Below are 24,106 nucleotides of genomic sequence, written 5' to 3'. Positions count from 1 at the left end.
CTAGGGAGCACTACGAGCGTGACAACAGGATTCGACCTCTTCAGCGACCGGTCCATCGTGGCCATGCGCGTCAACGGCGAGCTGAAAGACCTGGCGGCCACGGTCACCGACACCGACACGGTCGAGGCCGTCGAGATCTCGAGCCCCGACGGCCTGGCCATCCTGCGCCACTCGGCTGCGCACGTCGCCGCCCAGGCCGTGCAGGCCATCAATCCCGAGGCCAAGCTCGGCATCGGCCCGCCCGTCACCGACGGCTTCTACTACGACTTCGACGTGGCCGAGCCCTTCACCCCCGAGGACATGAAGGCCATCGAGAAGGGCATGGAACGCATCATCCGTGCCGGCCAGCGTTTCGTGCGCCGCGTGGTCACCGAAGACGAGGCGCGCGCCGAGCTCGCGAACGAGCCCTACAAACTCGAACTCATCGGGCTGAAGGGCGGTTCGGCCGACGATGCCGAGCTGAATGGCGACAACGAGTCGGTCGAGGTCGGCGGCGCCGAGCTCACCATCTACGACAACGTCGACCCCAAGACGGGGGAGACGGTCTGGAAAGACCTCTGCCGCGGCCCGCACCTGCCGTCGACCCGCATGATCGGCAACGGTTTCGCCCTCACCCGTCTCGCTGCCGCCTACTGGCGCGGCTCGGAGAAGAACAAGCAGCTGCAGCGCGTGTACGGCACGGCTTGGCCGTCGAAAGATGAACTGCGCGCTTACCAGACCCGCATCGAGGAGGCCGCCAAGCGCGACCACCGCAAGCTCGGCAACGAGCTCGACCTCTTCTCCTTCCCGGATGAGATCGGCTCGGGCCTCGCCGTCTTCCACCCCAAGGGCGGCATAATCCGGTCGGAGATCGAGAACTACCTCCGCGAGCAGCTGATCGCGAACGACTACGAGCTGGTGAACACCCCGCACATCACCAAGGCGCACCTGTTCGAGACCAGCCAGCACCTGCACTGGTACAAAGACGGCATGTTCCCGGCGATGCACCTCGACGAGGAGCAGGATGCCGAGGGCAACATCACCAAGCAGGGCCAGGACTACTACCTGAAGCCCATGAACTGCCCGATGCACAACCTGATCTATCGCGCGCGTGGCCGCAGCTACCGTGAGCTGCCCCTGCGGCTCGCCGAGTTCGGCACGGTGTACCGCTACGAGAAGAGCGGCACGCTCTCGGGCCTCACCCGCGTGCGCGGTCTGACTCAGGATGATGCGCACATCTACGTGACCCCGGGCGAGGTGCGCGAAGAACTCACCCGGCAGATCGACTTCATGCTCGACGTGCTGCGCGGCTACGGACTCGACGACTTCTACCTCGAACTCTCCACCCGCGACCCCGAGAAGTCGGTGGGCACCGACGAGATGTGGGAGACGGCCACCGAGACCCTGCGCGAGGTGGCACTCGCCTCGGGCCTCGAGCTCGTGCCCGATCCCGGGGGAGCCGCGTTCTACGGCCCGAAGATCTCCGTTCAGGCGCGCGACGCGATCGGCCGAACCTGGCAGCTCTCCACCATCCAGCTCGACTTCAACCAGCCCGAGCTGTTCGAGCTCGAGTACACCGCGGCCGACGGCAGCCGTCAGCAGCCCGTGATGATCCACCGCGCCCTGCTCGGCTCCATCGAGCGCTTCTTCGCCATCCTGCTCGAGCACTACGCGGGTGCCTTCCCGGTGTGGCTCGCGCCGGTGCAGGTGGTGGGCATCCCGATCTCCGACGACCACGCCGACTACCTCAACGAGGTCATCGCCCGCCTGCGCAAGCGCGGCATCCGGGCCCAGCTGGATGACTCGGCCGAGCGCATGCAGAAGAAGATCCGCACCCACACCAAAGACAAGGTGCCGATCCTGCTCATCGCGGGCGCCGACGACACGGCGGCGGGCTCGGTGAGCTTCCGGTTCCGCGACGGCTCGCAGGAGAACGGCGTTCCCGCCGATGACGCCATCGAGCGCATCGTGGCGAGCGTCGAGAAGCACCTGCAGGTGACGGGCGCCGGGCAGCTCTGATGGTCTCGGATGCCCCGGGCTCGCCCTACGGGCCCCACGAGTTCGACGATCAGCACCCCGAGTCGTCGGCGGATTTCGCCGCCGTTCCCGATTCGTTCCAGAGGCTCTGGACCCCGCACCGCATGGTGTACATCCAGAACGGCGAGCAGCCGCACATCGACGAGTGCCCGTTCTGCCGGGCGCCGTCGCTCTCCGACGAGGAGGGGCTCATCGTGGCGCGGGGCACCCACGCCTACGTGCTGCTGAACCTCTTCCCCTACAACTCCGGCCATCTGCTCGTGTGCCCCTATCGCCACGTGGCCACGTACGATCTGGCCACACCCGAGGAGGTCGCGGAGATCGGCAGTCTCACGCAGACCGCCATGCGCGTGCTCACCGAGGTGGCCCACTGCGACGGCTTCAACATCGGCATGAATCAGGGGAGGATCGCGGGCGCCGGGGTCGCGGGGCATCTGCACCAGCACATCGTTCCGCGGTGGGCGCTCGACTCGAACTTCTTCCCGATCATCGCGGGAACGAAAGCGCTGCCCCAACTGATCGGGGATGTGCGCGCCCAGGTGCAGGCGGCCTGGCCTGTCACCACCGAGGGTTAGACTGCCTCTGCTTGCCGAGAGGACATCATGACTGACAGCGCCGCGCCCCGATTCGGTTCCAGCCGCGTGAAGCGCGGCCTGGCGGAGATGCTGAAGGGCGGCGTCATCATGGACGTCGTGACGGCTGAGCAGGCGCGGATCGCGGAAGACGCGGGAGCCGTCGCGGTGATGGCGCTCGAGCGGGTGCCCGCCGACATCCGTTCGCAGGGCGGTGTGGCGCGTATGAGCGACCCCGACCTGATCGAGGCGATCATCGCCGAGGTCTCCATTCCCGTGATGGCGAAGGCCCGCATCGGGCACTTCGTGGAGGCGCAGGTGCTGCAGGCTCTCGACGTCGACTACATCGACGAGTCGGAGGTGCTGAGCCCGGCCGACTACGTGAACCACATCGACAAGTGGGACTTCACCGTTCCCTTCGTCTGCGGCGCCACGAATCTGGGTGAGGCGCTGCGCCGCATCAATGAGGGTGCGGCCATGATCCGGTCGAAGGGCGAGGCCGGCACGGGCGACGTCTCCGAGGCCACCAAGCACATCCGCACCATCAACCAGGAGATCGCACGCCTCGGCTCGATGGCGAAAGACGAACTCTATGTCGCGGCGAAGGAGTTGCAGGCGCCGTATGAGTTGGTGGTGGAGGTCGCCGAGACCGGCAAGCTGCCCGTCGTGCTCTTCACCGCGGGCGGCGTGGCCACCCCGGCGGATGCGGCCATGATGATGCAGCTCGGCGCCGACGGCGTCTTCGTGGGCTCGGGCATCTTCAAGTCGGGCAACCCCGCGAAACGGGCCGCGGCCGTGGTGAAGGCCACCACCTTCTTCGACGACCCCGCGGTGATCGCCGAGGTGTCGCGCGGCCTGGGCGAGGCGATGGTGGGCATCAACGTCGCCGATGTCCCGGCGCCTCACCGTCTCGCCGAGCGTGGCTGGTAGCGCGCCCGGCACACCGCGATCGCGCCCGCCGGTCGGCGTTCTCGCCCTGCAGGGCGATTTCCGAGAGCACGCCGCGGTTCTGACGTCGCTCGGCGCCGATGTCGTCTTCGTGCGCAGACCCGAGGAAGTGGCGCAGATCTCGGGTCTTGTCATCCCCGGCGGAGAGTCGAGCGTCATCGACAAATTGGCCCGCTCGTTCGGTGTCGCCGATGCGGTGGTGGCGCGCATCCGGGGCGGGATGCCGGTGTACGGCACGTGTGCGGGCCTCATCCTGCTCGCCGACCGGGTTCAGGGCGGCATCCGGGGTCAGCAGAGCTTCGGCGGCCTCGACGTGTCGGTGCGGCGCAACGCCTTCGGCGCTCAGACGGAGTCGTTCGAGGCCGAGCTCGATGTGCCGGTACTGGGGGAGCCTCCGATGCACGCCGTGTTCATCCGCGCGCCCGTGGTGACCGAGCTCGGCCCGAAGGCCACCGCGCTCGCGTCGCTCGGCGACGGCACCGTGGTGGCCGTGCAGCAGGGCGGCGTGCTCGGCACGTCGTTCCACCCCGAGATGACGGGCGACACACGCTTCCACCAGTACTTCCTCGACACGGTCACGGCCCGGTCGTCCGGGGGATGACGGACCCGTCGCGTAGACTCGCTTCTGATTCCTGAAGGAGATTTTCGTGTCCGGACACTCTAAATGGGCGACGACCAAGCACAAGAAAGCGGTCATCGACTCACGGCGCGCCAAGTCGTTCGCCAAGCTGATCAAGAACATCGAGGTGGCCGCCAAGATGGGCGGCGCCGACATGGCCGGCAACCCGACGCTCGTCGACGCCGTGCAGAAGGCCAAGAAGACCTCGGTGCCGAACGACAACATCGACCGCGCCATCAAGCGCGGCGCCGGGCTCACCGGTGAGTCGATCGACTACCAGACGATCATGTACGAGGCCTACGGCCCCAACGGCATCGCCTTGCTCGTGGAGTGCCTCACCGACAACAAGAACCGCGCTGCGGCCGATGTGCGCACCCTCATGACCCGTAACGGCGGCACGATGGCCGACCCGGGCAGCGTCGCCTACAACTTCGCCCGCAAGGGCGTCATCACGGTCGGTCACGCCGACGGGGTGACCGAAGACGACATCCTCCTCGCCGTGCTCGACGCGGGCGCCGAAGAGGTCACCGACCGCGCGGAGTCGTTCGAGGTGCTCACCGATCCATCGCACATGGTGGCCACCCGCACCGCGCTCCAGGAGGCGGGCATCGACTACGACTCCGCCGACGTGGAGTTCGTGGCGAGCCTGCAGGTCGAGGCCGATGCCGAGACCGCGCGCAAGGTGTTCAAGCTGATCGACGCCCTCGAGGAGTCGGACGACGTGCAGAACGTGTACACGAACATCGACATCACGCCCGAGGTTCAGGCGGAGCTCGAAGAAGACGACTGAGGCAGGTTCTGCCACGAACGGCGAACTGCTCGAGCACTGACCGGAGAGGCGAACGGATGCGAGTCCTCGGCATCGATCCCGGCCTCACCCGGTGCGGCGTGGGCATCGTGGATGTCGCGTCGACCCGTACCCCGGTGCTCGTGCACGTCTCGGTCATCACCACGAGCCCCGAGCTGCCGCTCGAGGAGCGCCTGATGATCGTGGCGGCCGGCATCGACGCCCTTCTCGACGAGCACCGCCCCGACTCGGTGGCGGTGGAGCGGGTGTTCGCGCAGCACAACGTGCGCACGGTGATGGGCACGGCCCAGGTGAGCGGCATCGCGTTGCTCGCCGCGGCTCGCCGATCGCTCACCGTGGGGCTGCACACGCCGAGCGAGGTCAAGGCCGCCATCACGGGCTACGGCCAGGCCGACAAGAAGCAGGTGGGCACGATGGTGGCCAAGGTACTGCGGCTCGACAGCATCCCGAAGCCGGCGGATGCGGCCGACGCCCTCGCCCTGGCCATCTGCCACGCGTGGCGGGTGCCGCTCGGCGCCGCACAGGCCGGCACTCCGCTCACCGGTGTCACGAGCGGATCGACCCGACCGCGCGCCGTGGCGCCCGCGGGCGAGCTCACCCCTGCGCAGCGCGCGTGGCGCGCCGCGGAGCAAGGCGCGGGAGGCCACTCCGTGACCTCTAGGCTGGCCCGATGATCTCTGCGTTGCGCGGCACCGTCCTCTCGTTGTCCGGAGGAACCGTCGTGATCGACGTCGGGGGAGTGGGCTACTCGGTGGCGGTCACCGAACCGCACTCGCTCACGCTTCGACTGGGCGCCGAGACAACCCTGCTCACCTCCCTGATCGTGCGGGAAGACAGCCTGTCGCTGTTCGGGTTCCCCGATCAGGATGCGCTCGACATCTTCACCCTGCTCGTCGGTGTGACGGGCGTGGGCCCGAAATCAGCCCTCGGCGTGCTCAACGAACTCACCCCGGGTGACGTGGCGGTGGCGGTGGCCCGCGAAGACGACGCGGCATTCCGCAAGGTGTCGGGCATCGGTCCCAAGACCGCGAAGCTCATCGTGCTCTCGCTCACCGGCAAGATCGCTGTGCGGCCGATCCCCGCAGGCCAGACCACGGCACCGGCCGCCGCATCGCTGCGGGTGCGCGACAGTGTCGAGCGCGCCCTCATCGGGCTCGGGTGGCCCGAACGCACTGCCGTGGCCACGATCGACGACGTGCTCGAGACCGCATCGCCGGCGGAGGCATCCGATGTTCAGGCCCTTCTTCGGCTCGCCCTCGCGGTGCTCGGGCCGGCCCAGAACGCGGGAGGCGGCCGGTGAGCGGGCCGTTCGACGGTGAAGCTCTGGTGAACCCTGAGGTCGCAGGCGATGCCGAGGTGGTGTTCGAAGGGGCGCTCCGGCCGAAGTCGCTCTCCGAGTTCGTGGGCCAGCGCAAGGTGCGGGGCCAGCTCCAGTTGCTGCTCGACGCGGCGGCCATCCAGACCCGCACGCCCGACCACATCCTGCTCGCCGGTCCTCCCGGGCTCGGCAAGACCACGCTCGCCATCATCGTGGCGCACGAGACGGGGCAGCCGCTGCGGATGACGAGCGGCCCGGCGATCCAGCACGCCGGCGATCTCGCCGCCGTGCTCTCGTCGCTGGTGCCGGGCGAGGTGCTGTTCATCGACGAGATCCACCGGATGGCGCGCTCGGCCGAGGAGATGCTGTACCTCGCCATGGAGGACTTCCGCATCGACATCATGGTGGGCAAGGGTGCCGGGGCCACCTCCATCCCGCTCGATCTCGCCCCCTTCACTCTTGTGGGCGCCACGACCCGTGCCGGTCTGTTGCCGAACCCGCTGCGCGACCGTTTCGGCTTCACCGCGCACCTCGAGTTCTATGAGACCGAAGAGCTCGTGCGCGTGCTGCGCCGGGCCGCCGACCTGCTCTCCGTCGAGATCGACGAGGAGTCGCTGCTCGAGATCGCCTCACGTTCGCGGGGCACACCGCGCATCGCCAACCGCCTCCTGCGCCGCGTGCGCGACTACGCGCTGGTGGCGGGTGGGGGAGCGACGCTCTCCGCCGTGCAGGCGGCGCTCGAGCTGTACGACGTCGACGTCCTCGGGCTCGACCGGCTCGACCGCGCCGTGATGAAGATCGTGCTGGAACGCTTCGACGGAGGGCCGGTCGGGCTCAACACGCTCGCCGTCTCGGTGGGCGAGGAGTCGGAGACCATCGAGGCCGTGGTGGAGCCGTTCCTCGTGCGGATCGGCCTGCTCACCCGCACTCCGCGGGGACGAGTGGCCACCAAGGCGGCGTGGGCCCACTTCGGAATCCCCCGTCATGGAGATTCGCTTTTCGGGGATGACCTATAATTCAAGCTGGTCTACAGGATCACATCTATAGGATGTTGCCTGCCCGACACCCCCCATTATTTTGGAAGGCAACTTTTTCATGCAGTTGGATGGATTAACAATCGTCATGCTGGTCGTTCTGGCCGTGCTGGTGATCTTCATGTTCCGCAACAGCCGCAAGCGCCAGGCGCAGGCTCGTGAACTGCAGAGCAAGGTGGCGGTGGGTGCCGAGGTCATGACGAACTTCGGTCTCTACGGCACCATCCTCGAGATGGATGACGAAGAGAACCAGGTTCTGCTCGAGACCACCCCCGGCACCGTTCTGAAGGTGCACCGCCAGACAGTGACCCGCGTGGTCACCCCGTCGCCCCTCGACGGCATCGACGAGCCGATCGACCACTCCACCGACGGCGAGCCCGAATACGGTGAGCGCATCGACGAGTCGATCGAGGCGGCTGACAAGCCGGCTATCGAGAAGCCCGCCACCGACACCCTGAGCTCCGACAAGACCGACAAGAAGGGCGACGAGTAACAACTCGTTCCCCTTTCGATCCACGCTCGTTCGGTCACGCTCGTGCACCGGCGCTCGAGCGGCACAGAAAGCTGAGTACTTAGGTGGCACAACCCACAGCGGTCAAGAAGGCGTGGAAGACGCTCATCTGGCTGGGAGTGATCTTCGCGGTTCTTATCGGAACCATCGCCGGCGGAGTGATCTGGAGCACGGCGACGTGGACCCCGAAGCTCGCGCTCGACCTCGAGGGCGGCACCCAGATCATCCTGACCCCGAAGCTGGAGTCAGGGGAGACCCCGTCACAGGAGCAGCTCGACCAGGCGGTCTCCATCATCCGCCAGCGCGTCGACGCCAGCGGTGTCTCGGAGGCCGAGGTCACCACCCAGGGTGCCCAGAACGTGGTCGTGTCGATCCCCGGCCAGCCGGATGAGGCCACCCTCAGCCGCATCGAGTCGTCCGCGAAGCTCGACTTCCGTCCGGTTCTCGCCGCCAGCGTCGCCACCACGTCGACCACCACGTCTCCGAGCGCCACGCCCGACCCGAGCCTGTCGACCACGCCCACGACGAGCCCGACGAACGCCAGTGACCTGGCGTACATCACCCCGGCGCTCCAGGCCGAGTTCGACAGCTTCGACTGCAATTCCACCACCGCCGACGATGCGGGTCAGGCCCCTGCCGACCAGCCGCTCATCACGTGCGACAGCAACGGCGTGAAGTACATTCTCGGCCCCGTCGAGATCGAGGGCGCCGACATCGCCGATGCCTCGGCGGGCGTGGCCACCACCCAGAACGGCTCCTCGACCGGCCAGTGGGTGGTCGACATCTCGTTCAACGATGCCGGAACCCAGAAGTTCGCCGACGTGACCACCCGCCTGTACGGCCTCACCGGTGTGCAGAACCAGTTCGCGATCGTGCTCGACGGCAAGGTCATCACGGCCCCGACGACCGGTGGCGCGTTCACCGACGGCAAGGCGCAGATCTCCGGATCCTTCACCCAGGAATCGGCTCAGACGCTCGCCGACCAGCTGAAGTTCGGTGCGCTGCCCATCGGCTTCACCACCCAGTCGCAGGAGGACATCTCCGCGACCCTCGGGTCGACGCAGCTCCTGTCCGGACTGCTCGCCGGCGCGATCGGCCTTCTGCTCGTCGTGATCTATTCGCTCATCCAGTACCGGCTGCTCGGCACGGTCACGATCGCCTCGCTCGTCGTCGCCGCAGCGCTCACCTACCTCTTGGTCACCCTGATGTCGTGGCGCATCGACTTCCGTCTCTCCCTCGCGGGTGTGGCCGGTCTGATCGTGGCGATCGGTATCACGGCCGACTCGTTCATCGTCTACTTCGAACGAATACGTGATGAACTGCGTGACGGGCGTGCCTTGAACTCGTCGGTGCAGGCGGGCTGGAAGCGCGCCATCCGCACCATCACGGCCTCAGACGCGGTGAACTTCCTCGCGGCCGCCGTGCTGTACGTGCTGGCCATCGGCAACGTGCGCGGGTTCGCGTTCACGCTGGGGCTCACCACCATCGTCGACATCATCGTCGTGATGCTCTTCACGCACCCGCTCATGACGCTCCTTGCCGAGCTGCCGTTCTTCCGCGATGGCCACAAGCTCTCCGGGCTCGACCCGCGCGCCCTGGGCGCCGTGTACCGCGGCCGGGCGCAGTTCCGCACCCCGGCGGTGGGCACCACGGTGTCGAAGAAGAACGCGGCCAGCAAAGAGGCGGTCAAGCGCCAGACGATCGCCGAGCGCAAGGCCGCCGAGCTCGCCGGCGCGAAGACCGGCTCCGATTCGAACCGTTCCACCGATGAGGGGAAGAACTCCTGATGGCCAGCTTCTCCCAGTTCGGAAACGACCTCTACTCCGGCAAGCGCTCGTTCGACATCATCGGGCGACGCAAGCTCTGGTACGCCATCTCAGCAGTGCTGGTGCTCATCGCCCTCGTCGGGCCGTGGCTGCGCGGCGGCTACGAGTTCGGTATCGAGTTCCGCGGCGGTTCCGAGTTCACGGTGTCGCAGGTCGCCAATCTCGATCAGAACATCGCCACCGACACGGTGAACGAGGCGATGCCCGGTGCCAATCCCCGCGTGAGCACGCTCGGGCAAGATGCCGTTCGGGTGCAGACCGATGAACTCGACCGTACCCAGACGACCACGGTGCAGGAGGCTCTCGCCACCGCCTACGACGTACCGGTCACGAACGTCGCCACCTCGTTCATCGGTGCCACCTGGGGTGCCGACATCACCACGCAGGCCATCCGCGGTCTCATCATCTTCCTCGTGCTCGTGGCCATCTTCATGGCGATCTACTTCCGCACCTGGAAGATGGCGGCCGCAGCCCTCATCGCCCTGCTCCATGACCTCGTGATCACGGCGGGGGTCTACGGCCTCACGGGCCTCGAGATCACGCCCGCGGCGGTGATCGGCCTGCTCACGATCCTCGGCTACTCGCTGTACGACACGGTGGTGGTGTTCGACAAGATCCGGGAGAACACGGCCAACCTCGATGAACGCGGCACGCAGACGTTCGCTCAGATGGTGAACCTCGCGGTGAACCAGACCCTGGTGCGCTCGATCAACACCTCGGTGGTGGCGGCCCTCCCTGTGGCGTCGATCCTGATCATCGGATCGTTCGTGCTGGGTGCGTCCACCCTGCGCGACATCTCGCTCGCACTGCTCATCGGAATCATCATCGGCACCTACTCCACGATCTTCGTGGCCGCGCCGCTGTATGCGCAGTTCCGTCAGAACGAGCCGAAGATCCGCAAGCACGATGGGCGGGTCGAGGCGGATCAGGCCAAGGCGGAGAAGGCCTCGGTCAGCGCGGCCTCCTGACCCGGCCGGCCCGTGCCATCCGCCCACAGCGCAATGCGCGCGTGCATCGGGTGCTCCGCCCTGGGGGATAATCGAGGTGGAGGCCTGACATGACGGAGACCAGCACCACGTCGACTGCGACGCTGCGCCGGCTGGTGCCGCGCCTGTTCTCGCGGGCTCAGCCAGCGGGAGCCGTCGACACGCTGATCCGAACCGTTCGGGCGAATCATCCGAAGGCCGACCTCACCATCCTCGAGCGGGCCTACACCGCAGCCGAACGTGCGCACGACGGCCAGAAGCGGCGGAGCGGCGAGCCCTACATCACCCACCCGGTGGCGGTGGCCCAGATCCTCGCCGAACTGGGCCTCGGTTCGAAGGCGGTTGCCGCAGCGTTGCTGCACGACACCGTCGAAGACACCGACTACTCGCTCGACATGGTGCGCGCCGACTTCGGCGACGAGGTCGCCATGCTCGTCGACGGCGTCACGAAGCTCGACAAGGTCAAGTACGGCGACAGCGCTCAGGCCGAGACCGTTCGCAAGATGATCGTGGCGATGTCGCGCGACATCCGTGTGCTCATCATCAAGCTCTGCGACCGCCTGCACAACGCGCGCACCTGGGGCTTCGTGGCCGCCGAGTCGGCCCAGCGCAAGGCCAAGGAGACGCTCGAGATCTATGCGCCGCTCGCGCACCGACTGGGCATCCAGTCGATCAAGTGGGAGCTCGAAGACCTCTCGTTCGCGGTGCTGTATCCCAAGCTCTACGTCGAGATCGAGAATCTCGTGCGCCAGCGCACCCCGCAGCGCGAAGAGTACGTGCAGCAGGTCATCGACGCCGTCGGCGACGACCTCAAGGCGGGCAAGATCCGCGGCAAGGTGGCAGGCCGGCCCAAGCAGTACTACTCGATCTATCAGAAGATGATCGTGCGCGGTCGTGAGTTCGACGAGATCTACGACCTGGTGGGCATCCGGGTGCTCGTGAACACGGTGCGCGACTGCTACGCGGTGCTCGGATCGATCCATGCCCGCTGGAACCCCATCCCCGGCCGCTTCAAGGACTACATCGCCACACCCAAGTTCAATCTCTACCAGTCACTGCACACCACGGTGATCGGGCCGGGCGGCCGGCCCGTCGAGATCCAGATCCGCACCAACGAGATGCATCAGCGCGCCGAGTTCGGTGTGGCCGCGCACTGGAAGTACAAGGAGCGGGTGAACGGCGGCAAGGCATCGCCGGCGCCCTCGTCGTCATCCGACACCGACATGGCCTGGCTCGCGCGCATCAGCGACTGGCAGGCCGAGACGGTCGACCCGGGCGAATTCCTCGACTCTCTGCGGTTCGAGATCGGCGCCAAAGAGGTCTACGTGTTCACGCCGAAGGGCAAGGTGGTCGGTCTGCCCGCGGGCGCGACCCCGGTCGACTTCGCCTACGCCGTGCACACCGAGGTGGGCCACCGCACCATGGGCGCCAAGGTGAACGGCCGCCTCGTGCCGCTCGACTCCACGCTGGGCTCCGGAGACGTGGTCGAGGTGTTCACGTCGAAGAACCCCGACTCCGGGCCGTCGCAAGACTGGCTGAGCTTCGTGCAGAGCCCCCGTGCGCGCAACAAGATCCGCCAGTGGTTCACCAAGGAGCGGCGCGACGAAGCCATCGAGCAGGGTCGGGATGCAATCGCTCGCGCCATGCGCAAGCAGAATCTCCCTCTCCAGAAGCTGATGAGCCAGGACTCGATCTCCGATGTGGCGTCGCAGCTGCACTACGACAACGTCTCCGGTCTCTACGCGGCCATCGGCGAGGGTCACATCTCCACCCAGTCGGTGATCGAGAAGGTGATCGCCTCGCTGCAGACGGAGGTCGAGAGCGATGACTCCGACCTCGATGTGTTCGTGGGCAATCGGCCCCGGGTCACGCACAGCGACTCCGGCGTGCTCGTGCGCGGCGCCCCCGACATCCTCGTGAAGCTCGCCAAGTGCTGCACCCCGGTGCCGGGCGACGACATCGTGGGCTTCGTCACCCGCGGTTCGGGTGTGTCGGTGCACCAGGCCGACTGCCACAACGTGGCCTCTCTGCTGAACGAACCCGAGCGCATGATCGATGTGGAGTGGGCTCCGTCGTCGAAGAGCGTCTTCCTGGTGCAGATCCAGGTGGAGGCACTCGACCGCTCAGGCCTGCTGTCGGATGTCACTCGGGTGCTCTCCGAGCATCACGTCAACATCCTCTCCGCCTCGGTGAACACGTCGAGCGACCGTCTCGCCCTCAGCCGCTTCGTGTTCGAGATGGGTGACACGACCCACCTCGACCGCGTTCTGAACGCGGTGCGCCGCATCGATGCGGTCTACGACGTGTACCGGGTCACGGGCGGCTGACCGCGCCGAAGCCCCTGAGCGTCGCGAGGCGCTGCTGAGCCCGTCGCTTGTGCGGCAGATGGGGCACACGGTCGAACTCCCGCGCGCAGTCGCGCGGGGTCGCCCCTGCGGCGAGCAGAAGCGTCGAGACGCAGTCGGCCACCGAGCGCGGGAACTGCTCCTCGCTCCGCACGATGTCGACGGCCGTGCGGAACCAGCCCGTGACCTGGAGCGAGCCCAGGCGCTTCAGCTCGTGGTCGGCCATCACCACCTGGCGCACCTCCCGGGCCGCCGACGGCCGGATGCGAACGCGGTGCGTCGAGCGGATGCAGAGTTGCACGGGCCGGGGGAAAGCCGGATGCGCGCCGTGCACCCACGCGGCCGACATCCGCTCGACCACATGACCGGCGGGTATCGCCGCGGCGAGTGCCTCGGCGCGCGCCATCGGCGACTCGGGAACGTCGATGGAACAGAACGCGAAGCCGCCGAGCATCCGCAGGTCGCCGTCGAGGCATGCCGCCCTCAGCTCGCCGAGCGGGAGAACTGCGGCATCGAGCACGAGGGGGAGGGCCGGCGGCATCCTGCGATCATGGCACCCGCACCGGTTGCCGCCGGCTGCGGACGCGAGGCTGTGGACAACTCCCGCTGCACCTCACCGGTGAGCAGTGATGACGATCAGCCGAGAGCGTCGAGCCAGATCTTGCGGGCGTCGAGCGCTTCCTGAAGCTCCTTGACCTTGGCGGTGTCACCGGCGGTCTTCGCATCGTCGATCTCGCGCTGCAGCTTGTCGATGGCGTCGGTGAGCTGCGAGGCGAGACCTTCGGAACGCGCCTTCTTCTCGGGGTTGTTGCGGCTCCAGTGCTCCTCGTCGAGCTTGCGCACCGCGGCTTCCACCTTGCGGAGGCGCTCTTCGACGGGCTTGACCTGGTCGCGGGGCACCTTGCCGATCTCGTCCCAGCGACGCTGGATGCTGATCAGCGCCTCGCGCGCCTTCGTGCGGTCGGTCTCTTTGAGCAGCGGCTCGGCTTCCTCCAGCAGAGCGAGTTTGGCGGTGAGGTTCTCGCCGAACTCACCTTCCTCGCGGGCCACGACCTCGCTGCGGGCGGAGTAGAGCACGTCACCGGCGGCCTTGAACCTGTCCCACAGCGCGTCGTCGTACTTCTTGCCGGCACGACCGGTGGCCTTCCACTGGTCGAGCAGATCGCGGTAGGCGGAAATGCCGTCGACACCACGACCGGAGAGCGCCTCGGCCTGATCGACGAGCGCCTGCTTGCGGGTGCGTGCGTCGCGGTGCACCTGGTCGAGCTCGGAGAAGAACGCCTTGCGCTGGGTCTCGAGCGAGGTGCGGGCCTCGCGGAACCGCTTCCACAACTCGGTGGCCTCGGTGCGAGGGAGTCGGGGTGCCTCGTGCTGGTGCTTCTGCCAGCGGCCGAAGAGCTCGTCGATCTGCGCGGTGACCTGTTTCCACTGCGCCTTGGCCGGATCGTGGGCCGCGAGGGTCTCGATCTCCACCACGATGGCGGTACGGTCGGCGACGGCCTGCGCGACCTCGGCCTGGGCCTCGGCGGACTGCTTCTCGGTGATCTCCGAGACGGTGGACGAGAGAGCATCGACCCGTGTCTTCAGCGCGGCGAGATCGCCGACCGCGTTGGCGGTGGCGACGGTCGCACTGAGCGACTTCACCGCCTTGGCGATGTCGGCGGCCGGGGCACCGCGCTTGGCGCGCTGCTCGAGCAGAGTCACCTGCCCGGCGAGGTCGGTGTATTTGCGCTCGAAGTAGGCGATGGCCTCTTCTTTCGAGCCGTCGGGATACTGACCGACCAATCTCTCGCCGTCGGTTTCACGAACGTAGACGGAGCCGTCGTCGTCGACTCGCCCCCACGGGTGCTGATCACTAGCGGTCACGGAACCATCCTGTCGACGATGTCTGGAGTACGGCCACAAGCCTATTGCACCCGGCGCGCGGGGTTATTGAACTGTGACATTGGTGATCACGGCGCTGACGGCGGGCTTGCCGTCGGCGGAACCATCGGCCGTGCCGGCCCCGATCACACCCGACTCGAGGGCATCGAGGCCGCTCGTCACGGTGCCGAGCACGGTGTATCCGCCGGCGGCGTCCGACGGAATCGTGGAGTCGCCGTACACGATGAAGAACTGGCTGCCCATGCTGTAGCCGTTGCCGCTCTGGCGGGCCATGGCGAGGGTGCCGGCGGGGTAGACGTTGTCGGCCGGCGCGTTCTCGACCGGACCGTAGCTGTAGCCGGGGCCGCCCGTGCCGGTGCCGGTGGGGTCGCCGCACTGCAGCACGAAGATGCCGCTCGTGGTGAGGCGGTGGCAGGAGGTGTCGGTGAAATAGCCCGACTGGGCTTGGGCGATGAAGGCGGAGACGGCCTGAGGGGCCGCCGCACCGTCGAGCTGGATGCCGAGCGGGATGTCGTTGATCGTCATCGTCCCCGTCCAGGTGCGGCCTTCGGCGATGGTGGATGCGGGAACGTCTCCGGTGTTCTGCCCGGCAGCCGCGGTGGCGCTGGCGCTGGCGCTCGGGGTGGCACTCGCCGAGGGGGAGGCCACGGGAGCGCCCGGGCCGGAGCTGAAGTAGAAGAGTTGTGCGGCGGTCACGCCGGCGATCAGGACCACCACGACGACAGCGGCGATCACGTTGTCGCGAGTGCGTCGGCGCACGCGTTCGGAGTGCGCGGTCTGGCGGGCCTTGTAGTCACGCAAACGGGTTCGTGCCTCTCGAGCAGCGCGCTCCTGATTGCTGGGTGCCACAGGTCCTCCATGTGTCGTTGTCGCCGGGCCGTGTCGGCCCATCACAGTACCCTAGACGTATGGCCTATCAGCAACCGGGACTCCACTCCGGAGCAGTCCCACTCGCTGTGCGCATGCGGCCCAGATCGCTCGACGAGGTGGCCGGTCAGAAGCACCTCCTCCGCCCGGGTTCGCCCCTGGTCAACCTCGCCTCCGACACGGGCGGCACGAGCGGTTCGGTGTCCGTCATCCTGTGGGGTCCACCCGGTACGGGCAAGACCACCCTCGCGCAGGCCATCGCGCACTCGTCCGGTCGCAAGTTCGTCGAGCTCTCCGCCGTCACCGCGGGCGTGAAAGACGTGCGCCAGGTGATGGACGACGCCTTCCGCAACCGTGACCTCTACGGCCTGTCGACCGTGCTGTTCCTCGACGAGATCCACCGCTTCACCAAGGCGCAGCAGGACGCGCTGCTCCCGGGCGTCGAGAACGGCTGGGTCATCCTCGTGGCGGCCACCACCGAGAATCCGTCGTTCTCGGTCATCTCGCCCTTGCTCTCCCGATCGCTCCTGCTCACCCTCGAGCAGCTCACCGACGACGACCTCGGCGTGCTCATCGATCGTGCGGTGACGGATGCGCGGGGCCTGGCGGGCGCCGTCGCGCTCGACGACGAGGCGCGGGCTGCCATCATCCGGATGTCGTCGGGCGATGCCCGCCGGGCGCTCACCGCCTTGGAAGCGGCCGCCGGCACGGTTCTGGCGCGTGACGCCGACACCGACGAAGACGACGACGACCACGAGGTGCCGGTCATCACGGGCGAGGTGCTCGAGCAATCGGTCGACCGGGCGCTCCTCCGCTACGACCGCAACGGCGACGAGCACTACGACGTCATCAGCGGCTTCATCAAGTCGGTGCGCGGCTCCGATGTCGATGCGGCTCTGCACTACCTCGCGCGCATGTTCGAGGCGGGGGAGGATCCGCGGTTCATCGCACGCCGGGTCATCATCCTGGCCGCGGAAGACATCGGGATGGCCGACCCGCAAGGCCTCCAGATCGCGGTGGCCGCCGCGGAGGCGATGCAGCTGATCGGCATGCCGGAGGGCCGCATCCCCATGGCCGAGGCCGTGGTGTACCTCGCCACCGCACCGAAGTCGAACGCGGCGTACATGGGTATCAATGCCGCCATAGCGGATGTGAAGGCGGGCAACTTCGGTCGGGTGCCGAAACATCTCCGCGACGCGCACTACGCGGGCGCCAAGCGCCTCGGCCATGGCAAAGGCTACAAATACCCGCACGACGACGATCTGGGCGTGGTGCGGCAGCAGTACCTTCCCGACGAGCTGTCGGGTACGACGTACTACGACCCCACCGACCATGGGCACGAGCGCGAGGTCTCGGCCCGGCTCGCGAAACTCCGCGACATCACGCGGGGAAAGCAGTCCTGACGCACATCCCTGTGCTAATCTGATCGATGCCTAATCAGCGTCATTTTCGTGCGGCTGCGAATCGACACTGGCTACGGGGTCGTGTTCTTTAGCCGAACCGCCCGGCAGACACCCTCTTACTTGGAATCCTGTGGATTCACACGCGCGCCTCGGCGCGCATTCATCTTGTAAGAATTCAACCGAAAGGACGTAAGTGGCTACCAAGTCGCGTACGCGAAGCAAGACCCGCCTCTCCCGGGCCCTGGGCATTCCGCTCACCCCGAAGGCAGCCAAGTACCTCGAGAAGCGCCCCTACGCTCCCGGCGAGCACGGCCGCACCAAGCGCAAGCAGGACAGCGACTACGCCGTTCGTCTGCGCGAGAAGCAGCGTCTGCGCGCCCAGTATGGCATCCGCGAGAAGCAGCTGAAGATCGCCTTCGAAGAGGCCCGCAAGGCGAAGGGCCTGACCGGTGAGAACCTGGTCGAGCTCCTCGAGATGCGTCTCGACGCCCTGGTGCTCCGGTCGGGCTTCGCCCGCACCACCGCGCAGGCACGTCAGATGGTCGTGCACCGTCACATCCTCGTCGACGGCCAGCTCGTCGACCGTCCCTCCTTCCGCGTGAAGCCGGGTCAGACCATCCACGTCAAGCCCAAGTCGGAGGGCACCGAGCCCTTCCAGGTGGCTGCGGCCGGCGGTCACATCGACCTGCTGCCGAAGACCCCGAGCTACCTCGAGGTCGAACTCGACAAGCTGCAGGCGCGTCTCGTCGAGCGCCCGAAGCGCGCACAGGTCCCCGTGACCTGTGAGGTGCAGCTCGTGGTCGAGTACTACGCAGCCCGCTGACCTCCGTCACGGCATACTAGAGAGCGGGTCGCCTTCGGGTGGCCCGCTTTCTGCATTCCCGCCGGTGACGTCGTACAGCACCGACCGCATCCCAGAGAAGGGTTCCCCATGTCAGGTGGAGACATCGCCGGACTGATCGCCGCGGGCGTGTTCGCCGTGCTGGTCGGCCTCATCGCCATCCCTCTCGTGAAGCTCGGGGGAGTGTTCGACCAGACCCGCGACTCGATCAAAGACGTCAGCGACGGCATCACGCCGATCCTGGCCGAGTCGACGGTCACGGTTCAGGAGGCCAACAAGCAGCTCGCCCGCGTCGACGTGATCACCCGCAACGTCGAGGAGGTCACGGGCAACGTCTCGTCGCTCGTGGCGCTGTTCGCGGCATCCGTCGGTGGCCCGCTCATCAAGCTCGCCGGCTTCAGCGCGGGCGTTCGTGCCGCGTTCGGCAGCTTCCGGGCGGCCGACACCACGAAGACCCCGGGTACCAAGAAGACGAGCGCGCCCAAACCGAAGAAGCGCTCGCACTAAACTGATCGGATGCCGCTCACGCGGCCCGACACGAACGAGGAGAACGACAATGAAGAAGGTTCTGTGGCTGATCGCCGGTATCGGCATCGGATTCGTGGTGGCCCACCAGTTCAACCAGACCTCCGGCGGCAAGAAGTTCTTCAGCGAGTTCGACAAGAAGACCAAGGAGTTCAGCGACTCCCTGGTCGACGGATACCGTGAGCGCGAAGCAGAGCTGCGCGCCGCCATCGCCGATGCCGGCGACAAGGTCTCCAAGCTCGCCAAGTAGAGGACATGCAGACCGCAGACATCCGATCGCGCTGGCTGGACTTCTTCGGGAGCAGAGAACACACGGTGGTGCCGTCGGCATCGCTCGTGAGCGATGACCCATCGCTCCTGTTCACCGTGGCCGGCATGGTGCCGTTCATCCCCTATCTCTCGGGTCTCGTGCCCGCACCGTATCCGCGCGCCACGAGCGTGCAGAAGTGCATCCGCACCCTCGACATCGAGGAGGTGGGCAAGACCACGCGTCACGGCACCTTCTTCCAGATGAACGGCAACTTCTCGTTCGGCGACTACTTCAAAGAGGGCGCCATCGGGTATGCCTGGGAGCTGCTCACCACGCCTGAGCGCGAAGGGGGCCTCGGCTTCCCCGAACGTGATCTCTGGGTCACGGTCTATGAAGACGACGACGAGGCCATCGACATCTGGAAGCGCGTCGCAGGTCTCCCGGATGCGCGCATCCAGCGCCGTGGCAAAGAGGACAACTACTGGTCGACCGGCCAGCCCGGCCCCGCAGGCCCCTGCTCCGAGATCTACTTCGACCGCGGCCCGGCTTACGGCATCGAGGGCGGACCCGTCGCCGACGAGAACCGCTACATCGAGATCTGGAATCTCGTGTTCATGCAGTACCTGCGCGGCGAGGGTACCTCGAAGACGGAGTTCGAGATCCTCGGCGAACTGCCGCGCAAGAACATCGACACCGGTATGGGCCTCGAGCGGGTGGCCTTCCTGAAGCAGGGCGTCGAGAACCTCTACGAGATCGACCAGGTGCGTCCGGTTCTCGACCGCGCCGCCGAGATCTCGGGTCGGCGCTACGGGGCCGTGCACGACGACGACGTGCGGATGCGCGTGGTCGCCGACCACGTGCGCAGTGCCCTCATGCTGATGAGCGATGGTGTCACGCCGTCGAACGAGGGGCGCGGCTACATCCTGCGCCGTCTGCTCCGCCGCACCGTGCGCTCGATGCGTCTGCTCGGTGTCGACACCGCCACCATGCCCGAGCTCCTCACCGCCTCGCGTGACGCGATGAAGGCCGCTTACCCCGAGGTCGAGGCCGACTTCGGCCGCATCTCGCGCAGTGCCTATGCCGAGGAGGAGTCGTTCCTGCGAACCCTCACGGGCGGCACCACGATCCTCGACACCGCGGTCACCACACTGAAGGCGGGCGGCACGACAGCCGGGGCCGCATCCGTGCTCCCCGGCGACACCGCGTTCCTGCTGCACGACACCTACGGCTTCCCGATCGACCTCACCCTCGAGATCGCCGAGGAGTCGGGCATCACGGTCGACCGCGTGGCGTTCGAGTCGTTGATGGCCGAGCAGAAGCAGCGCGCGAAGGCCGACGCGAAGGCGAAGAAGCTGGGCATCACCGACCTCACGGTGTACAGCCAGTTCCGGGCCCTCGGTGAGACCGTGTTCCGCGGCTACGACGACCTCGAGGCCGAGTCGCCCGTTCTGGGCCTCATTCTCGACGGCGTCTCGGTGAACTCGGCCGTGGCCGGCGAGCAGGTCGAGGTCATTCTCGCCGAGACCGCCCTGTGGGCCGAATCGGGCGGTCAGGAGGCGGATGCCGGCACCATCGTGGGCGACGGCTTCGAACTCACCGTGCTCGACGTGCAGAAGCCGGTCAAGGGTCTCATCAGCCACCGAGCCGAGGTCACCAGCGGCCAGATCGCCGTGGGCGACCGTGCCCGGTCGGTCGTCGACGGCGACTGGCGCCGTGGTGCGACCCAGGCGCACTCGGCCACGCATCTCATCCATGCGGCGCTGCGGCAGACGCTCGGCGAAGAGGCGCACCAGGCCGGCTCCTACAACCGGGCCGGCTACATGCGCCTCGACTTCTCCTGGAGCCAGCCGCTCTCGATCGAGACCCGCAGTGAGATCGAGGAGATCGCGAACGTCGCCATCCGCTCCGATCTGGAGGTGGTCACGCGCGAGCTTCCGCTCGACGAGGCCCGCTCGATGGGCGCCATGGCGCTGTTCGGCGAGAAGTACGGCGAGGTCGTGCGCATGGTCGACATCGGCGGCCCGTTCTCGCGCGAGCTCTGCGCGGGCACCCACGTACGCTCGAGCGCCCAGATCGGCATGATCAACCTGCAGGGCGAGTCGTCGATCGGTTCGACGAACCGCCGTGTCGAAGCACTGGTGGGCATCGAGGCGTTCCGCGAGTTCGCCACCGAGCGAGCCCTCGTGGCCCAGCTCTCGTCCTCGCTGAAGACGCCGCGCGACGAGCTCGCCACCCGCATCGCCGATCTCACCGCGAACCTCAAGGCGGCGGAGAAGAAGATCGCCGCGTTCGAGTCGGCCGCCCTCTCCGGGCGCATCCCGGCCCTCGCGCAGCAGGCGCGGCCCGTGGGGTCGACCACGCTCGTGTCGCACGATCTCGGAGTGCTCGGTTCGGGCGACGACGTGCGTCAGCTCGCCACCGGCGTTCGCGAGGAGCTCGTCTCGTCGGGAACGCGCTCGGCGGTCGTGGCGCTGGCCGCCACCGTGAACGACAAGCCCGTGGTGATCGTGGCCACGACCGATGAGGCACGTGCGGATGGTGCGAAGGCCGGAGCCCTCGCGAAGCTCGCGGCAGGCATCCTCGGCGGTGGCGGCGGAGGCAAAGACGACCTCGCCCAGGGCGGCGGCACCGACGCCACGGCGATCCCGGCGGCGCTCGACGCCATCGCGGCCGCGGTGGCCGGGTAGCCGGATGCGCACAGGGGTGCGGATCGGCGTCGACGTGGGCAAAGCCCGCATCGGCGTCGCCCGCACCGACCTGCACGGCATGCTCGCGACCCCGGTCGAGACCGTGCCCCGCTCGCCCGAGGGTGACGGGAGCGACATCCGGCGCATCCGGGAGATCGCCGACGAGGTCGACGCACTCGAGTTCGTGGTGGGCCTGCCGCTGGCCATGAGCGGCAACGAGACCGCCTCGACGCAGGATGCGCGCGACTTCGCCGGTCGGCTGGCCGCTCTTGCGGCACGGCCCGTGCGCCTGGTCGACGAGCGGCTCACCACGGTGTCGGCGCAGTCTGCTCTGCACAAGTCGGGCCGGAACACTCGCAGCTCGCGTCCGGTGATCGACCAAGTGGCCGCGGTTATACTCGTGCAACATGCGCTCGACACGGAGCGCACCTCGGGAAAGGCCCCCGGGACCGTCATCGAACCGATCGACCCGAACCAAGGAATCAGGTAGTGACCGACCGACAGCCGCCAGAAGACCATCCGTTCGCCGACTTCTTCCGCTCGGACGAACCCGCCCAGGGCGCCGTCGCGACCGGTGTCAAGCCGACGTCGCGGCGCCAGGCTCGTGAGCTGTCTGCTCCGCCGCAGCACCGCTCGGGTGGGTCGGGTGGTTCTCGAGGCGGCGGGCACGATCCTCGTGGTGGCGGCGGAGGGGGGGATCGCAAGCCCCGCCGGTGGATCGGCGGGCTCATCGTCACCGTGGTCATCCTCGGGCTGCTGGCTGCCGGTGGCGCCTTCGTCTGGAACACCTTCGGGGCCCAGATCACCACACTGGTGGCGGGTAAGGCTGCGGCGGAGGACTACCAGGGCTCGGGTACGGGAGAGGTCACCTTCGTCATCAACGACGGCGACGTCGGTGAGACCATCGGCGACAACCTCGCGGCCGCCGACATCATCAAGAGCTCTGCGGCGTTCTACGATCTGCTGCTGAAGCAGGATCCGGCGCCCGTGTTCCAGGCCGGCACCTTCAAGCTCGCGTCGCAGATGAGCGCGAGTGCGGCACTCGATGCCCTGATGAACCCCGACAACAAGATCGACTACACCGTCGCCATCCCCGAGGGGTCGAGCGCGAAGGGCATCTACCAGGAGCTCGCCGATGTCACGGGCATGCCGCTCGCCGACTTCGAGGCGGCCGGGGCCAATTACGTGGCTCTGGGGGTTCCTGCCGAGGCCCCGAGCATCGAGGGCTTCCTGTTCCCGGCCACCTATGTGTTCCAGCCGGGTCAGACCGCGACCGACATGATCACCACCATGGTGCAGCGCACGTTCCAGTCGCTGGATGCTGCCGGAGTGGCACCCGATGACCGGTTCAGGGTGGTGACACTGGCCGCTCTCATCCAGAAGGAGGCGGGGAGCGTCGCCGACATGGCGAAGGTGTCGCGGGTGTTCACGAACCGGCTCGCCGAGGGTATGAACATGGAGTCCGACGCCACCATCGCGTACGGCGCAGGCCACAGCCGCGTGGAGACCACGTCCGCGGAGCGCGAGGACGCCTCGAACATCTACAACACCTACATCTACCCGGGGCTGCCGGCCGGGCCGATCTCGAACCCGGGCGACGACGCGATCAATGCGGCGCTGCATCCGGCTGACGGCTCGTGGCTGTTCTTCGTGACAGTCGACCTCGACACCGGCGAGACGGTGTTCTCCGACACCGCCGATGAGCACGCCGCCGCGGTCGAGCGGCTGCAGGAGTGGTGGGCCGCGCACCCCGAGGTGCAGTAGCGTGACGCGGCCGTCGCCGGATGGCTCGCGACAGCTCGGCGTGCTGGGCTCGCCGATCGCGCACTCCCGATCGCCTCTGCTGCACCGCACGGCCTACGCGGCACTCGGGCTGACCTGGGAGTACGACGCGTACGACGTGCCGGCGGATGCGCTCGACGCGTTCGTGGCAGGGCTGGGGCCGGAGTGGCGCGGTCTGTCGCTCACGATGCCGCTCAAGGAGACGGTGATCCCGCTGCTCGACTCGATGGATGCCGTGGCGCGGGCCACGGGTGCCGTGAACACCGTGCTGGTCACGTTCTCCGAGGAGGGCCGCCGTCTCGACGGCTTCAACACGGATGTATTCGGAATCCGGGAGGCGCTGCGGCGGGCCGGGGTCGAGTCGTCGATGCACGCCGTCGTGATCGGCGGGGGAGCGACCGCCCGCTCGGCCGTCGCCGCGGTAGCGCAGCTCGGAGCGGAGCACGTCGACATCGTGCTCCGCAGCCCCGAGAAGGCGGGTGACGTCGTGGAGACGGCACGCGCATCCGGGCTGAGCACCTCGGTCGTGGCGCTGCACGATCGCTCGGCCGTGGCCGCGCTCGAGCCCGATCTCACCATCAGCACTCTTCCCGGCGGCGTGGGCGCGGGCGAGACCGTCGAGGGACTGGCGCTCACTCGATCGTCGGCCCTCCTCGATGTGGCCTACCACCCTTGGCCGAGTGAGCTCGCGACCGTCTGGGAGGCCTCAGGTGGCGAGGCCGTGCCGGGTCTCGCGATGCTGGCCCACCAGGCGATCGCCCAGATCCGCATCTTCACGGGCGGCGACCCCCTCCTCCCGCTCCCGAACGAAGAAGCCCTCACCGCATCCCTCTTGAAGGCTCTCGCCCTCCCCGCCTGAGCCCCACTTGCCAGTAGGTGTTGCC

Annotated in this window: 23 protein-coding genes; 20 read left to right on the top strand and 3 right to left on the bottom strand. The window is 67.6% G+C overall.

Annotation, left to right across the window (positions count from 1 at the left end):
* Positions 1-18: 18 nt before the first annotated feature.
* From thrS to EPO52_RS16990, 12 genes are all read left to right on the top strand, one after another.
* Positions 19-1,998 carry a threonine--tRNA ligase gene (thrS, locus tag EPO52_RS17045; RefSeq protein ID WP_290808977.1) on the top strand — a complete coding sequence of 660 codons (1,980 nt, stop codon included), beginning with the start codon at positions 19-21 and terminating at the stop codon, positions 1,996-1,998.
* Complete coding sequence (locus tag EPO52_RS17040) at positions 1,998-2,591, top strand: HIT domain-containing protein (RefSeq protein ID WP_290808975.1); 594 nt, start codon at positions 1,998-2,000, stop codon at positions 2,589-2,591. The genes thrS and EPO52_RS17040 overlap by 1 nt, the downstream gene beginning before the upstream one ends.
* A gap of 27 nt (positions 2,592-2,618) precedes the next feature.
* A complete protein-coding gene (gene pdxS / locus EPO52_RS17035; protein WP_290808973.1) occupies positions 2,619-3,518 on the top strand; it encodes a pyridoxal 5'-phosphate synthase lyase subunit PdxS in 900 nt (299 codons plus the stop codon).
* The gene (gene pdxT / locus EPO52_RS17030) at positions 3,508-4,137 is read left to right on the top strand and encodes a pyridoxal 5'-phosphate synthase glutaminase subunit PdxT (RefSeq protein ID WP_290808971.1); all 630 of its coding nucleotides are present in this window, start codon (positions 3,508-3,510) and stop codon (positions 4,135-4,137) included. Before pdxS ends, pdxT begins: the two co-directional genes overlap by 11 nt.
* A 46-nt stretch (positions 4,138-4,183) precedes the next feature.
* Positions 4,184-4,945, top strand: a complete 762-nt coding sequence (locus EPO52_RS17025) for a YebC/PmpR family DNA-binding transcriptional regulator (RefSeq protein WP_290808969.1) — start codon at positions 4,184-4,186, stop codon at positions 4,943-4,945.
* A 56-nt stretch (positions 4,946-5,001) separates the two neighbouring features.
* Positions 5,002-5,637: a crossover junction endodeoxyribonuclease RuvC gene (ruvC, locus tag EPO52_RS17020; protein ID WP_290808967.1), complete on the top strand. Its 636-nt coding sequence runs from the start codon at positions 5,002-5,004 to the stop codon at positions 5,635-5,637.
* A complete protein-coding gene (gene ruvA / locus EPO52_RS17015) occupies positions 5,634-6,263 on the top strand; it encodes a Holliday junction branch migration protein RuvA (RefSeq protein WP_290808965.1) in 630 nt (209 codons plus the stop codon). The genes ruvC and ruvA overlap by 4 nt, the downstream gene beginning before the upstream one ends.
* A 23-nt stretch (positions 6,264-6,286) precedes the next feature.
* Complete coding sequence (gene ruvB, locus EPO52_RS17010) at positions 6,287-7,297, top strand: Holliday junction branch migration DNA helicase RuvB (protein ID WP_290809259.1); 1,011 nt, start codon at positions 6,287-6,289, stop codon at positions 7,295-7,297.
* A gap of 106 nt (positions 7,298-7,403) precedes the next feature.
* On the top strand, positions 7,404-7,808 hold the full coding sequence (yajC, locus tag EPO52_RS17005; protein WP_290808963.1) for a preprotein translocase subunit YajC: 405 nt from the start codon (positions 7,404-7,406) through the stop codon (positions 7,806-7,808).
* Between the two features lie 83 nt (positions 7,809-7,891).
* A complete protein-coding gene (secD, locus tag EPO52_RS17000; RefSeq protein ID WP_290808961.1) occupies positions 7,892-9,613 on the top strand; it encodes a protein translocase subunit SecD in 1,722 nt (573 codons plus the stop codon).
* A complete protein-coding gene (gene secF / locus EPO52_RS16995; protein WP_290808959.1) occupies positions 9,613-10,620 on the top strand; it encodes a protein translocase subunit SecF in 1,008 nt (335 codons plus the stop codon). The genes secD and secF overlap by 1 nt, the downstream gene beginning before the upstream one ends.
* A gap of 89 nt (positions 10,621-10,709) precedes the next feature.
* Entirely contained in the window at positions 10,710-12,965 is a 2,256-nt protein-coding gene (locus tag EPO52_RS16990) for a bifunctional (p)ppGpp synthetase/guanosine-3',5'-bis(diphosphate) 3'-pyrophosphohydrolase (RefSeq protein WP_290808957.1), read from the top strand.
* Here the strand turns inward: EPO52_RS16990 and EPO52_RS16985 are convergent.
* The 3 genes from EPO52_RS16985 to EPO52_RS16975 form a co-directional block, all read right to left on the bottom strand.
* Positions 12,952-13,524 carry a hypothetical protein gene (locus EPO52_RS16985; protein ID WP_290808955.1) on the bottom strand — a complete coding sequence of 191 codons (573 nt, stop codon included), beginning with the start codon at positions 13,522-13,524 and terminating at the stop codon, positions 12,952-12,954. The two genes, EPO52_RS16990 and EPO52_RS16985, sit on opposite strands and share 14 nt — an antisense overlap.
* 95 nt (positions 13,525-13,619) lie before the next feature.
* A complete protein-coding gene (locus EPO52_RS16980) occupies positions 13,620-14,849 on the bottom strand; it encodes a DUF349 domain-containing protein (protein ID WP_290808953.1) in 1,230 nt (409 codons plus the stop codon).
* A 63-nt stretch (positions 14,850-14,912) separates the two neighbouring features.
* On the bottom strand, positions 14,913-15,716 hold the full coding sequence (locus tag EPO52_RS16975; RefSeq protein ID WP_290808951.1) for a peptidylprolyl isomerase: 804 nt from the start codon (positions 15,714-15,716) through the stop codon (positions 14,913-14,915).
* 59 nt (positions 15,717-15,775) lie between these two features.
* Between EPO52_RS16975 and EPO52_RS16970 the strand changes: the two genes are divergently transcribed.
* From EPO52_RS16970 to EPO52_RS16935, 8 genes are all read left to right on the top strand, one after another.
* A complete protein-coding gene (locus tag EPO52_RS16970; protein ID WP_290808949.1) occupies positions 15,776-17,137 on the top strand; it encodes a replication-associated recombination protein A in 1,362 nt (453 codons plus the stop codon).
* A 193-nt stretch (positions 17,138-17,330) separates the two neighbouring features.
* On the top strand, positions 17,331-17,960 hold the full coding sequence (gene rpsD / locus EPO52_RS16965; RefSeq protein ID WP_290808947.1) for a 30S ribosomal protein S4: 630 nt from the start codon (positions 17,331-17,333) through the stop codon (positions 17,958-17,960).
* A 108-nt stretch (positions 17,961-18,068) separates the two neighbouring features.
* Positions 18,069-18,485 (top strand): DUF948 domain-containing protein, encoded by a 417-nt coding sequence (locus EPO52_RS16960; protein WP_290808945.1) that lies wholly within the window; start codon positions 18,069-18,071, stop codon positions 18,483-18,485.
* Positions 18,486-18,534: 49 nt separating this feature from the next.
* On the top strand, positions 18,535-18,753 hold the full coding sequence (locus EPO52_RS16955; RefSeq protein ID WP_290808943.1) for a hypothetical protein: 219 nt from the start codon (positions 18,535-18,537) through the stop codon (positions 18,751-18,753).
* Positions 18,754-18,758: 5 nt separating this feature from the next.
* Positions 18,759-21,440: an alanine--tRNA ligase gene (alaS, locus tag EPO52_RS16950; protein WP_290808941.1), complete on the top strand. Its 2,682-nt coding sequence runs from the start codon at positions 18,759-18,761 to the stop codon at positions 21,438-21,440.
* Between the two features lie 4 nt (positions 21,441-21,444).
* Positions 21,445-21,930 carry a Holliday junction resolvase RuvX gene (gene ruvX, locus EPO52_RS16945; protein ID WP_290808939.1) on the top strand — a complete coding sequence of 162 codons (486 nt, stop codon included), beginning with the start codon at positions 21,445-21,447 and terminating at the stop codon, positions 21,928-21,930.
* The gene (gene mltG, locus EPO52_RS16940) at positions 21,930-23,204 is read left to right on the top strand and encodes an endolytic transglycosylase MltG (RefSeq protein ID WP_290808937.1); all 1,275 of its coding nucleotides are present in this window, start codon (positions 21,930-21,932) and stop codon (positions 23,202-23,204) included. The genes ruvX and mltG overlap by 1 nt, the downstream gene beginning before the upstream one ends.
* A gap of 1 nt (position 23,205) precedes the next feature.
* Positions 23,206-24,081 (top strand): shikimate dehydrogenase, encoded by an 876-nt coding sequence (locus EPO52_RS16935; RefSeq protein WP_290808935.1) that lies wholly within the window; start codon positions 23,206-23,208, stop codon positions 24,079-24,081.
* The last annotated feature ends 25 nt before the right edge of the window (positions 24,082-24,106 follow it).

It is taken from the genome of Herbiconiux sp. (genome assembly GCF_004297105.1).
GTDB lineage: Bacteria > Actinomycetota > Actinomycetes > Actinomycetales > Microbacteriaceae > Herbiconiux.
Note: the sequence above shows the minus strand (reverse complement) of the source record. Positions and strands in the feature narration are given on the sequence as shown.